General features: G+C 59.9%; 9 protein-coding genes. 7 read left to right on the forward strand and 2 right to left on the reverse strand.

The features are described 5' to 3' along the window. Positions 1-4: 4 nt before the first annotated feature. Both HY308_13615 and HY308_13620 read right to left on the reverse strand, forming a co-directional pair. A complete protein-coding gene (locus HY308_13615) occupies positions 5-748 on the reverse strand; it encodes an electron transfer flavoprotein subunit beta/FixA family protein (GenBank protein MBI3899317.1) in 744 nt (247 codons plus the stop codon). Between the two features lie 153 nt (positions 749-901). Continuing rightward, positions 902-3,358, reverse strand: a complete 2,457-nt coding sequence (locus HY308_13620) for an FAD-dependent oxidoreductase (GenBank protein MBI3899318.1) — start codon at positions 3,356-3,358, stop codon at positions 902-904. Between the two features lie 458 nt (positions 3,359-3,816). Here HY308_13620 and folC point away from each other — a divergent pair, with 458 nt between their 5' ends. The 7 genes from folC (at position 3,817) to HY308_13655 (ending at position 13,376) form a co-directional block, all read left to right on the forward strand. Then, complete coding sequence (gene folC, locus HY308_13625; protein ID MBI3899319.1) at positions 3,817-5,172, forward strand: bifunctional tetrahydrofolate synthase/dihydrofolate synthase; 1,356 nt, start codon at positions 3,817-3,819, stop codon at positions 5,170-5,172. A 111-nt stretch (positions 5,173-5,283) separates the two neighbouring features. After that, complete coding sequence (locus HY308_13630) at positions 5,284-6,540, forward strand: serine hydroxymethyltransferase (GenBank protein MBI3899320.1); 1,257 nt, start codon at positions 5,284-5,286, stop codon at positions 6,538-6,540. A gap of 55 nt (positions 6,541-6,595) precedes the next feature. Then, entirely contained in the window at positions 6,596-7,975 is a 1,380-nt protein-coding gene (locus tag HY308_13635) for an L-serine ammonia-lyase (GenBank protein ID MBI3899321.1), read from the forward strand. A 75-nt stretch (positions 7,976-8,050) separates the two neighbouring features. Next, on the forward strand, positions 8,051-9,301 hold the full coding sequence (locus HY308_13640; GenBank protein ID MBI3899322.1) for a sarcosine oxidase subunit beta family protein: 1,251 nt from the start codon (positions 8,051-8,053) through the stop codon (positions 9,299-9,301). A 14-nt stretch (positions 9,302-9,315) separates the two neighbouring features. Next, a complete protein-coding gene (locus HY308_13645; GenBank protein ID MBI3899323.1) occupies positions 9,316-9,597 on the forward strand; it encodes a sarcosine oxidase subunit delta in 282 nt (93 codons plus the stop codon). 169 nt (positions 9,598-9,766) lie between these two features. Further along, entirely contained in the window at positions 9,767-12,775 is a 3,009-nt protein-coding gene (locus tag HY308_13650; protein MBI3899324.1) for a sarcosine oxidase subunit alpha family protein, read from the forward strand. After that, the gene (locus tag HY308_13655) at positions 12,768-13,376 is read left to right on the forward strand and encodes a sarcosine oxidase subunit gamma (protein MBI3899325.1); all 609 of its coding nucleotides are present in this window, start codon (positions 12,768-12,770) and stop codon (positions 13,374-13,376) included. Before HY308_13650 ends, HY308_13655 begins: the two co-directional genes overlap by 8 nt. Positions 13,377-13,421 lie beyond the last annotated feature (45 nt).

Below are 13,421 nucleotides of genomic sequence, written 5' to 3' on the forward strand. Positions count from 1 at the left end.
TCGTTTACTTCACCAGTTCGTTCAACTTCGTCGCCAACTCGGCGACCGAGGAAAGCTTCACACCGGCCTTACGTTTCGGCGGTTCGGTAACCTTGACGATCTTGAGGCGCGGCGTCACATCGACGCCGAGATCGGCCGGCGTAACGATATCGAGCGGCTTCTTTTTCGCCTTCATGATCGCCGGCAAGCCGGCGTAACGTGGTTGGTTCAAACGCAGGTCCACTGTCAGCACCGCCGGCAATTTCACCGTCAGCTTCTCCAAGCCACCGTCGACTTCGCGCGTGATCTCCGCAGCGCCATCGGTCAGCGCCAACTTGGAAACGAAAGTGCCTTGCGACCAGTTGAGCAGCGCCGCCAACATCTGACCGGTTTGATTGCAGTCGTCGTCGATCGCCTGCTTGCCGACGAAAACGATTTGCGGATTTTCTTTGGCGACTAACGCCTTCAACGCTTTGGCTACCGCTAACGGCTCAGTCTCGCCGTCGGTCTTCACCAGGATGCCGCGATCGGCGCCCATGGCGAGCGCGGTACGGATAACGTCTTGCGACTTATCCGGCCCGATCGACACCGCGACGATTTCGGTCGCCTTGCCCGATTCACGCAGCTTGACCGCTTCTTCAACGGCGATTTCGTCGAACGGGTTCATCGACATTTTGACGTTGTCGGTCTCGACGCCGGTGCCGTTGGCTTTCACCCGGATGTTGACGTTGAAATCGACGACTCGTTTTACCGCAACGAATATCTTCATTTGCCTTATCCACTCTTCATGACGCTATAAAAAAGTCGTAGGGCGACTTTTTTTGAAAACTCATAAACACCGGGCGCGGTTACGAACCGCGCCCGGGAGCCTCGTTTACAGCGGGCATCATAACTAAAAACGGTACCGAGAAAACCTTACTAACTAGGCTCGCAATTTCGCGTTGTCCGGATCGTACGGCGACTCGACTACGACCGTGGCCTTCTTGCGCTCGCCGAGGATCTCGATCTCAAGCTGGGTGCCGACTTCGGCGAATTCCGGCTTGATGTAGCCCAACGCCAGGCTCTTGCCGAGCACGTGGCCGTAGTAACCGGCGGTGGCGCGACCGACCATCTTGCCGTCGACGAACAACGGCTCGTTGCCGAGCGGATCCGCATCTTTCACACCGTGCACTTCGAGCGTGATGAAACGGTGCGGCACACCGTCTTTCAATTGCTTCTCGAGCGCGGCCTTGCCGGCGAATTCCGGCTTCTTCATGCGCACGAAACGGTCGAGACCGGTTTCGAACGGGGTGTAGTCGCGGGTCATGTCCGAGCCCCACATGCGGTAGGACTTCTCGAGACGCATCGATTCCATCGCCCGCAGACCGAACATGCACATGCCGAATTCTTTACCGGCATCGACCAGCAGGTCGAACAACGAGTTGGCGTACTCGATCGGGAAGTGCAATTCCCAGCCGAGCTCGCCGATGAAGTTCACGCGCAGCGCGTAGACGTCGGCGGCGTAACCGACTTCGATGTTCTGCGCCGTCAACCACGGGAAGCTGTCGTTGTCGAGCTTGGTGTCGGTGAGCTTCGCCAACACTTCGCGCGACTTCGGTCCGGCGAGAATGAACGCGCCGCGGCTCATGGTGATGTTGCGCACCTGTACCGAACCGTCGCTCGGCAAGTTCTTCACGAGGAAGTCGTTGTCGTGACGATCGGCGGCAGCGGCGCTGACGACGTAGAAATAATTCTCCGCCATCTTGGTGATGGTGAACTCAGAGATGATGCCGCCGCGCTTGTTCAACGCATGCGACAACGCCATACGACCGATCTTGGCCGGCACCTTGTTGGCGACGAGCTTGTCGAGCCAGGCTTCAGCGCCCGGGCCGGTCACTTCGTGCTTGGTGAACGCCGACAGATCGAGCAGGCCGACCTTCTCGCGCACCGTGCGGCATTCGTTGCCGACGTGCTCGAAGTAATTGCTGCGACGGAAGCTCCAAACGTCCTTCGCCTCGACGCCCTTCGGCGCGAACCAGTTGGCGCGTTCCCAACCGAAGCGTTGACCGAACACCGCACCCATCGCCTTCAACTTCGGATAGATCGGGCTGGTCTTGTTCGGACGACCGTCGTGACGTTCTTCGTCCGGATAGTGAACCGTGAACACTTCACGGTAGGTCTCTTCGTTCTTGGCAACGACGTACTTCTTGCTGGCGTACGCGCCGAAACGACGCGGGTCGGTGGCGAGCATGTCGATGCCCGGCTCACCTTCGGTGATCCACTCGGCGAGCTGCCAGCCAGAACCGCCGGCGGCGGTGACGCCGAAGCTGTGGCCTTCGTTGAGCCAGAGATTACGCACGCCCCACGCCGGTCCGATCAAGGGGCTGCCGTCCGGGGTGTAGGAAATCGGGCCGTTGACGATGGTCTTGATGCCGGTGTGTTCCAAACACGGCACGCGCTTCATCGCCGCTTCGACGTGCGGCAACAGACGATCGAGGTCGCCGTCGAACAGGGTCTTGCCGAACCAATCCGGCACGCCATCGGCGAACCGCGCCGGTGCGCCCTTCTCGTAAGGTCCAAGGATCCAGCCCATGCGCTCTTCACGCAGGTAATACGAAGCGTCGGACTCACGCAGCACGGCCAGCTCATGGCCGCCAGCTTGGCGATACTTCTTCAGCTCTTCGGATTCGTTATAAACGATGTACTGGTGTTCGACCGGAATCGCCGGCACGTTGACGCCGAACATGCGGCCGGTTTCGCGCGCGTAATTGCCGGTCGCGCAGACGACGTGTTCGCAAACGATGTCGCCCTTGTCGGTCTTGACCTTCCACTCGCCCGACGCCGTCTTCTCGACGCCGATAACTTTGGTGTGCTCGTAGATTTCGGCACCACGGTTACGCGCGCCTTTGCGCAGCGCCATGGTGAGATCGACCGGAGCAATGTGGCCGTCATCCGGGTGATACAGCGCGCCGACGATCTTCTTCGTGTCTTTGCCGTCGCCGAGGTTCACCAGCGGCCAGAGTTTCTTTACGTCTTCGGGAGTGATGACTTCAAAGGGAACGCCGATGGTGTTGGCGGTGCCGCAATATTTGAGGTATTCGTCCATGCGGGCGCGGTTGGTCGCGAGGCGCAGGTTGCCGGTGACGTGGAAACTGACGTCCTGACCGGTTTCTTCGTGAAGCTTCTTATAGAGGTCGACCGAGTACTTGTGCAGCTGGCCGACGGTGTAGCTCATGTTGAACAACGGCAACAATCCGGCAGCATGCCAGGTAGAGCCGGCGGTCAATTCGCTGCGCTCGACGAGCACGACGTCCGACCAACCTTTCTTCGCTAAATGGTACAGCGTGCTGACGCCAACAACGCCGCCGCCGATCACTACTACCCGGGCCTGGGTCTTCATCGTCTTGATTTACCTCTGTTTGATTTGGCCACGATCTCGGGCCAAGGACTCACGCAGATTTGGCGAAAAACTCCCTCGCCGCCGCGCACCATATGGAATGGCGCTAAGTTTAGCCAGCACCAAAGTGTAGACGGCTCCAATTGCGACGATCGATGTTGGAAATACGTCATGCCCTTCCGCTAGCTTTGCCCACCCTAAACCCACCTCGCTTTAGGGGAAGATTTCCGGTGGGGCTGACGCAATCAAGCAATGGGGCGGCGAATTGGAAAAACTGCCACCCAAAACAACTTTATAAATTGGAGTCCGTAAGTATAGGTAGCGTGAGGCAGTGGGACCAGAGGGCACTTGGTTCTAGGACATGAGTCGCGGCGCAGGGTTGGCGGCTCGCTTTGGACCCGTGCCAGACGACAGCATCAGTGTCGTTTCTGCTTCTGATTCAACGGATGGCGAGTCATCGGATGCAACCTCAAACGCTCGACGATTGGTTAGTCTACATCGATCAGCTTCTCCCGAAGCCGGTCCCGTGCAGTTTGGAGCGGGTCAATACGGTCAAGCAAGCGCTTGGCCTCGCACCCCAGTTCCCGATCATCGTCGTCGGCGGCACCAACGGTAAAGGCTCGACCTGCGCGTTTCTCGAAGCGATGCTGACGAGCGACGGCCACCACGTCGGCTGCTACACCTCGCCGCATCTACTCCGCTATAACGAACGCGTCCGGTTTGATCGGCGCGAAGCCAGCGACGAGGCCTTGTGCCAAGCATTCGCCGCCGTCGAACAAGCCCGCGGCGAGACGCCGCTTAGCTACTTCGAATTCGGCACTCTGGCGGCGATGGTGTTGTTCGAACAAGTCGGAGTCGACATTGCCATCCTCGAAGTAGGCCTAGGCGGCCGGCTTGACGCCGTGAACGCTTTCGATAGCGATTGCGCCATCATTACCAGCATTGAAATCGACCACGTGGAAACGCTGGGAGACACCCGCGAAGCCATCGGCCTGGAAAAAGCCGGCATATTTCGTACCGGTAAGCCGGCGGTCTGTGCCGAGCCGCGGGTACCGATTTCGCTCTTTCAGTACGCACGCGACTTGGGTACCCATTTCATCCAGGTCGGCTGGGAGTTCTCTTACAACGCCAACGAGTTGCGCTGGACCTATAACGGTACCGGTGGCATATCGCGCGTGCTGCCATTACCGACGTTGTACGGCCCCTATCAACTGTCGAATGCCAGCGCCGCCATCGCCGCGCTCGATCAAATCCGCGACCGGCTAGCCGTCAGCGATCAGGCGATTCAGCGCGGGTTACTCTCTGCCGGTCTGATCGGTCGTTTTCAGGTACTGCAACGGCATCCGACCTTGATTCTCGATGTCGCGCACAATCCGCATGCGGCAGCGGCACTCGCCGAGAACCTCACCACCCTCGGTACGTCGCATCACACCATCGCCGTGTTCGCGATTCTCAACGACAAGGACATCCGTGGGGTCGTGCGGGCCGTGCGCCAACCGATCGATCAATGGCTAGTCGCCGATCTACGCGAACCGCGCGGCAGCACCGCCGCAGACCTCAAGCAAATTCTAGAAAGCGAGGGTATCGTCGGGGAAATCCTGACGTTTGAAAATCCTGCCGCGGCGTACATACACGCCTGTAAGATCGCCGACCCGACCGAAGATCGCGTGGTCGTTTTCGGTTCCTTTCATACCGTTGCTGAAGTGGTGCATCACGGTGAGCGCTTGCGTGCCGGCGCCAACGGCGATAACGCGCTCGCCGCCACTGAAGCCGTTGCGCCATCTTCAGACCGACCACGACCACTCAGTCGAATTTAAGCAACGTTATGTCGCCTGAGTAACAAACCCACTTACCCCCCTCCGTAGAATGCCTCATGATATAGACTCTGTGCGCAATCACGCGGCAGGGTTAAATCTATGGGGGAATTGATGTTTTCAAAGCGCGATCGTATTCAGGGCTTCGATAATGAGCTGTCCGCCGCCATTGCGAAGGAGCAACAACGTCAAGAAGACCACGTCGAGCTAATCGCGTCGGAAAATTACGTGAGCCAGCGCGTGCTGGAAGCCCAAGGTTCGGTGCTGACGAACAAGTACGCCGAAGGTTATCCGGGTAAACGTTATTACGGCGGCTGCGAGTTTGTCGATATTGCCGAGCAACTCGCGATTGATCGCGTCAAAAAACTGTTCGGCGCCGATTACGCCAACGTCCAGCCGCACTCCGGTTCGCAAGCCAACGCCGCGGTGTACATGGCGCTGGTCAACCCGGGCGATACCGTCCTCGGCATGAGCTTGGCCCACGGCGGTCACTTGACCCACGGCGCCAAGGTCAACTTCTCCGGCAAGATCTACAACGCCGTGCAGTACGGCTTGAACGAGAAGACCGGCGAGATCGACTACGATCGCATGGCCGAGCTCGCTCTCGAACACAAGCCGAAGATGATCATCGCCGGCTTCTCGGCGTACTCGCGCAAGCTCGACTTCCCACGCTTCCGTAAGATCGCCGACAGCGTCGGTGCTTACCTGTTCGTCGACATGGCGCACGTTGCCGGCTTGATCGCTGCGGGCCTGTATCCGAATCCGTTACCGATCGCCGACGTCGTCACCACCACCACGCACAAGACGCTACGCGGTCCGCGCGGCGGCGTCATTCTGTGCCGCGCCAATCCGGAGATCGAGAAGAAGCTGAACTCGATCGTATTCCCCGGCATTCAAGGCGGCCCGCTGATGCACGTCATCGCCGCCAAGGCCGTGGCATTCCTCGAAGCGCTGCAGCCGGAATTCAAGGCGTATCAGCAACAGGTCATCGACAACGCCAAAGCCATGGCCGAGGTATTCACCTCACGCGGCTTCAAGATCGTCTCCGGCGGCACCGACAATCACCTATTCTTACTAGACTTGGTGAACAAAGGCGTTACCGGCAAAGACACCGAAGCGCGCCTCGGCGCAGCGCATATCACCGTCAATAAAAACGCGGTGCCGAACGATCCGCAATCGCCGTTCATTACCAGCGGCATTCGCATCGGCACCCCGGCGGCGACTACGCGCGGCTTCAAGACCGCCGAAGTGAAGGATCTCGCCACCTGGATCTGCGACCTGATCGACAACCCCAAGGATGACGCTGTCGTCGAACGTGTGCGCAAGCAAGTATCGGCGCTCTGTGCGAAGTTTCCGGTCTACGCTGACTAGCCTCGATATGTAACCCCTCTCCTGCCCGGGAGAGGGGGTTTAACCGGATAGTCCAATGGCCATTAGCGTTTTTGATTTGTTCAAGATCGGTATCGGCCCATCCAGCTCGCATACGGTGGGCCCCATGAAAGCCTCGCTGACGTTTGCCCGCGGCCTCCAAGAGCAAAATTTACTGGACAAGGTTCGTTCCGTTCGAATCGATTTGTACGGTTCGCTCGGTGCTACCGGTAAGGGTCACGGTAGCGACAAAGCGGTTTTGCTCGGACTGGAAGGCGAAGCGCCGGATCAAATCGACCCGGCACTCATCGCCGATCGACTGCAACAGATCCGCTCGCAAAAGGCCCTGACTCTGCTCGGCACGCATCGCATCGATTTCGATGAGCCCAAACAGCTCATCTTCCATCGTAAGGAAACGCTGCCGTTTCACCCGAACGGTATGTGCTTTACGGCGTCTGACGGCGTCGGGACCGAGCTCTATAAAAAGATTTATTACTCCGTCGGTGGCGGCTTCGTCGTCGACGAAGCCGCGGCCGGCGCCGATCGCATCGTCCCAGACGAGACGCCACTGCGCTATCCATTCAAGTCGGGTGCCGACTTATTGCGCTTGTGCCAAGAACACAAGTTGTCCTTCAGCCAGATCATGCTGGAAAACGAGAAGGCCTGGCGGCCGGAAGCAGAGACTCGGGCCGGTCTGCTAAAGATATGGCAAGCGATGCAAGATTGCGTCAAACGCGGTTACCAGCAAGAAGGCGTGTTGCCGGGCGGCATGAAAGTGAAACGCCGCGCCGCCGAGATGTACCGCAAGTTGAGTGGCTCGCCCGAGGCGGCGCTGCGCGACCCGCTGACCGCGATGGATTGGGTCAACCTGTATGCGCTTGCGGTAAACGAAGAAAACGCCGCTGGCGGTCGTGTCGTAACTGCGCCAACCAATGGCGCGGCTGGAATCATCCCGGCAGTACTGCACTACTACTATCGTTTTATTCACGGTGCCAATGATGATGGTGTGGTTCGCTTCCTGCTGACCGCCGGTGCCATCGGTATCCTATATAAAGAAAACGCCTCGATCTCCGGCGCCGAAGTCGGTTGCCAAGGTGAGGTCGGCGTCGCCTGCTCTATGGCGGCCGGTGCCATCGCCGAGGTCACGGGCGGTACGCCGGAACAAGTCGAGAACGCTGCCGAAATCGGCATGGAGCACAACTTAGGTCTCACGTGCGATCCGGTCGGCGGTCTGGTACAAGTGCCCTGCATCGAGCGCAACGCGATGGGCTCGATCAAGGCGATCAATGCAGCACGCATGGCGTTGCGCGGCGATGGCAAGCACTTCGTCTCGCTCGACAAGGTGATCAAGACCATGCGCGAGACCGGCGCCGATATGCAGACGAAGTACAAAGAGACTTCTCGTGGTGGTCTCGCGGTAAACGTAATCGAGTGCTAAAAACGTAGGGTCTCCCTCCCCCGCAAGGGGGGAGGGGCGCGCAAATTTCAACGACGTGCCAAACATGGTTAACGCATGAATAAATACTCGCTATTCAGCCTAGTTCGCAACGCCCTCTCCTATCACGAAAATTGGCAAACCGCCTGGCGCAGCCCTGAGCCTAAGCGCGAGTACGACGTCATCATCGTCGGCGGCGGCGGCCACGGCCTTGCCACCGCGTACTACCTCGCCAAAGAGCACGGCATCACCAACGTCGCCGTGATCGAGAAAGGCTACATCGGCGGCGGCAACACCGGTCGTAACACGACCATCGTGCGTTCCAATTATCTGTGGGACGAAGCGACTCACCTCTACGAAAAATCCATGAAGCTGTGGGAAGGGTTGTCGCAAGACCTGAACTACAACGTCATGTTCAGCCAACGCGGTGTGTTGAACTTAGGTCACTCGCTGCAAGACATGCGCGACATCGAGCGCCGCGTTAACGCCAATCGCTTGAACGGCGTCGACGGCGAAGTACTGAACGCGCGCCAAGTTAAAGAAATGGTGCCGATCATCAACGACTCGCCGAACGCGCGTTACCCGATCCTCGGCGCCTCGTTGCAACGTCGCGCCGGCGTCGCCCGTCACGACGCAGTCGCCTGGGGCTTTGCCCGCGGTGCCGATGCGCGTGGGGTCGACATCATTCAGCAATGCGAAGTCACCGGCATCCGTCGCGAAGGCGGCAAGGTCGTCGGCGTCGAGACCAGCAAAGGTTTCATCAAGGCGAAGAAAGTCGCGGTGGTCGCTGCCGGTAATTCGAGCGTAATCGCCAACATGGCCGACCTTCGCTTGCCGGTCGAAAGCCATCCGTTGCAAGCGCTCGTGTCCGAACCGATCAAGCCGGTATTGCACACCGTCGTCATGTCGGGCGCGGTGCACGGTTACATCAGCCAATCCGATAAGGGCGATCTCGTCATCGGCGCCGGTATCGATTCCTACGTCGGCTACGGCCAACGCGGCAGCTTCTCGATCATCGAAGGCACACTGTCAGCAATCTGCGAGCTGTTCCCGATGTTCAGCCGCGTGCGCATGAACCGCCAATGGGGCGGCATCGTCGACGTCTGCCCGGATGCGTGCCCGATCATCAGCACGACGCCGATCAAAGGCCTCTACTTCAACTGCGGTTGGGGCACCGGCGGCTTCAAAGCCACACCGGGTTCGGGTTGGGTGTTTGCGCACACGGTCGCGCAAGATCGCCCGCACGACCTCAACTCAGCGTTCTCTATCGAGCGATTCTCCACCGGCCACCTCATCGATGAGCATGGGGCGGCGGCAGTAGCGCACTAACCGGAGTCATCACTATGTTATTGATCACCTGTCCCTGGTGCGGTGTACGGTCGCAAACCGAATTCTCCTACGGCGGCGAAGCGCACATCGTGCGTCCGCTCGATACCGACGCGATGAACGACGCCGAGTGGGGCGATTACGTATTCATGCGCAAAAATTCCAAAGGTCGTCACCTCGAGCAATGGAACCACGCGATGGGTTGCCGGCGCTGGTTCAATGCCGAGCGCGATACCGTGACTTACCGAATCAAATCCGTCTACAAGGTCGGCGAAAAAGCGCCGGGAGCGGCTGAATGATTGCACCTTCGATTACGAACGGCGGCCGTGAATCGGCGTTGCCTTCGTTCAACATCCCCTCTCCTCTACCCCTGTCCCGGTCGCTCCTGCGCCCGCGACATTCGCGCATCCGTGCGCAGCACAAGGGGACAGGGCAAGTCGGTTCGCTTTGCGGTTTAAGAGGTGGCGCGTGAGTCAGCACCGTTTAGATAACGGCGGTCGCATCGACCGCAGCAAAAAGATTTCGTTTACCTTCAACGGCAAGCAGTACCAAGGCCATGCTGGCGACACGCTCGCCTCTGCCCTGCTCGCCAACGGCGTGTCACTGGTGGCGCGCAGCTGGAAATACCATCGCCCGCGCGGCATCGTCTCGAGCGGTGTCGAAGAACCGAGCGCGATCGTGCAGCTCGAAACCGGTGCTTACACCGTACCGAACGCGCGCGCGACCGAAATCGAGTTGTATGAAGGCCTGAGCGCGAGTAGCGTCAACTGCTGGCCGAGTGTCGACTTCGACTTGATGTCGATCACCAGCAAGTTCGCGCGTTTCATGCCCGCCGGCTTCTACTACAAGACCTTCATGTGGCCGAAGTCGTTGTGGATGACGTACGAACATTTCATCCGCAAAGGCGCCGGTTTCGGCAAATCGCCGGAAGTCGCTGATCCCGATCATTACGACAAGACCTACGCCCACTGCGACGTATTGGTCGCCGGTGGCGGTGTCGCCGGCTTGGCCGCTGCGCTCGCTGCCGGTCGTGCCGGCGCACGTGTAATCATCGCCGATGAGCAAAACGAATTCGGCGGCCGCCTACTGAGCGTGCGCGGAACGACCGAGACCATCGACGGCGTCGCGCCGAATGTGTGGGTCGAACGTACTCTGGCCGAGCTGCGCTCGATGCCGGACGTGCAACTGCTCTCGCGCAGCACCGTCTTCGGTTATCACGACTACAACTACGTAACGATCAACCAGCGCCTAACCGATCACCTGCCAATCGCTAACCGCAAAGGCGCGCGCGAGCGCGTATGGCGTGTGCGTGCCAAGCAAGTGATATTGGCGACCGGCGCTATCGAACGGCCGCTGGTGTTCGGCAACAACGATCGCCCTGGCATAATGCTGGCGTCGGCCGTATCGACTTACTTGAACCGATATGGCGTGCACCTCGGCGTCAATGCCGTCGTCTTCACCAACAACGACAGCGCCTATCAAACCGCGCTCGATCTCGCTGCCGCCGGTATCACCGTGGCCGCAATCGTCGACCCGCGCAGCCAGCCGCAAGGCGAGCTAGCGCAGCAAGCGCGCACGGCTGGAATCAAAATCATCGATAACTCGGTCGTCGTCGACGTCGATGGCTGCAAGCGCGTCAGCGGCGTCAAAGTCATGACGCTTGCCGGCAACGGCGTCACCGGCTCGGCACAAACGATCTCGTGCGACCTGGTGGCCATTTCCGGCGGCTGGAGCCCGGCCGTGCATCTGCATGCACAATCGGGCGGCAAGGCCCGCTTCGATGAAGCGAAGGCCTGCTTCGTACCCGGCACATCGGTGCAAGCCGAGCGTTCGATCGGCGCCGGTAACGGCAGCTTCGCGTTGGCCGCATGCCTGAACGAAGGCTTGAGCGCCGGTACCGAGGCGGCACGCCTCGCCGGCTTTAGCAACGCCACCATCCCGCCCCTACCGAAGGCACAACAACCGGCAGAGCAGGCGCTGAAGCCGCTTTGGGTCGTGCCGTCGACCTATCCGATCAGCCGCGGTCCGAAGCGGTTCGTCGATCTGCAAAACGACGTCGGCGCCTCCGACATCGCGCTCGCCGCCGCCGAAGGCTACCGCTCGATCGAGCACGTCAAGCGCTACACCGCGCTCGGCTTCGGCACCGATCAAGGCAAGCTCGGTAACATCAACGGCATGGCGATCCTGGCGCAAACGTTGGGCCAAGATATCCCGAGCACCGGCACCACTACGTTCCGTCCGAACTACACGCCGGTCACGTTTGGTTCGATCGCCGGCCGCGAGCTGAATGATTTGCTCGATCCGATTCGCAAAACCGCGATTCACCAATGGCACGAAGAGAACGGCGCGCTGTTCGAAAACGTCGGCCAATGGAAGCGTCCTTGGTATTTCCCGAAGAACGGCGAATCGCTGCACGACGCCGTCAACCGCGAGTGCGTGGCAACACGCAAGAGCTGCGGCATCATGGATGCCTCGACCCTCGGTAAGATCGACATCCAAGGTCCGGACGCCACCACGTTCTTGAACTGGGTCTACACCAACTCGTGGACCAAGCTCGGCGTCGGCAAGTGCCGTTACGGCTTCATGCTCGACGAGAACGGCATGGTGTTCGACGACGGTGTCACCACGCGTCTCGCCGAAAATCATTTCTTGATGACCACCACCACCGGCGGCGCCGCGCGCGTTATGTCGTGGCTCGAGCGCTGGCTGCAAACCGAGTGGCCGCACCTCAAGGTTTACCTCACGTCCGTCACCGATCATTGGGTGACACCAGCCGTCGTCGGCCCGAACAGCCGCAAGGTGTTGCAAGGTGTCTGCAAAGACGTCGACTTCTCGCCGGAAGCGTTCCCGTTCATGGCGTACCGAGAAGGCACCGTCGCCGGCGTGCCGGCGCGCATCATGCGCATCAGCTTCTCCGGTGAGCTCGCCTACGAAGTCAACATCAACGCCAACTATGGTCGACATGTGTGGGAAGCGCTGATGGCAGCAGGTAAGCCATACGACATCACGCCGTACGGCACTGAGACCTTACACGTGCTGCGCGCCGAGAAGGGTTACGTGATCGTCGGCCAAGACACCGACGGCTCGGTCACACCGATCGACCTCGGTATGGAGTGGGCCATTACCAAAGGCAAAGACTTCCTCGGCCGGCGCTCGTTATCGCGCTCCGATACCGCGCGCGACAACCGCAAGCACTTGGTCGGCCTGCTGACCGAGAACCCGAAGGAAGTCATTCCGGAAGGTGCCCAGGTCGTCACCGACAGCACGGTGCCGATCCCAACACCGATGATCGGCCACGTAACGTCGAGCTACTACAGCGCCTTCCTCGGTCACTCGATCGCCATGGCCATGGTCAAAGGCGGCCGCAAGCGCATGGGCGAGAAGGTTCAATGCCCGCTGGCGGACGGTCGTGTCATCACCGCCACTATCACCGGCTCGGTGTTTGTCGATCCGGAAGGAGCACGTCAAAATGTCTAATACCGTCGTAGCGGAAAGCCCGCTGGTTCGATTCAAGCTCAACGAGCGCGCCGCCAAGGGCACTGGCAACGCCGGTGTCATCGTCAACGAACGCGCCCTGCTCGGCCACGTCAACTTGCGTGGCGATGCCCAAGACCCGCGCTTCGTCAGCGCTGCCAGCCAGGTCCTTGGCGTCGATGTGCCGACGGCCGCGAACACAGTGCACGAGGCGCAAGGCAATACCGTTTATTGGCTCGGCCCGAACGAGTGGTTGATCGTCACCACCGGCGAGCGTGCAACCGCCCTGGTCGGCGAGCTGCGCAAGGCGTTGGCAGGTTTATTCGTTGCCGTGACGGAAGTCAGCGGCGGCCAGACCGTGCTGGTGTTCCGCGGGCGCTCTGCCCGTGCCTTGTTTACGAAGGAATGCCCGCTCGATCTACATCCACGGTCGTTCCGCGTCGGCCAGTGCGCGCAAACTCATCTCGCCAAGGCGCCGATCTTAATCCGCCAGCTCGACGGCGAGCCGACCTATGAGATCGTTGTCCGCCGCAGCTTCTCGGACTATCTCTGGCTGTGGTTGGAAAGCGCCGCCGCGGAATATGGCCTGGCAATGTCAAAATAAGCAAAAAAAACCATCCGTAACCAACCGGCTACGGATGGTTGCTGT

The organism is Gammaproteobacteria bacterium (assembly GCA_016199745.1).
Taxonomy (GTDB): Bacteria; Pseudomonadota; Gammaproteobacteria; order Acidiferrobacterales; family Sulfurifustaceae; genus JACQFZ01.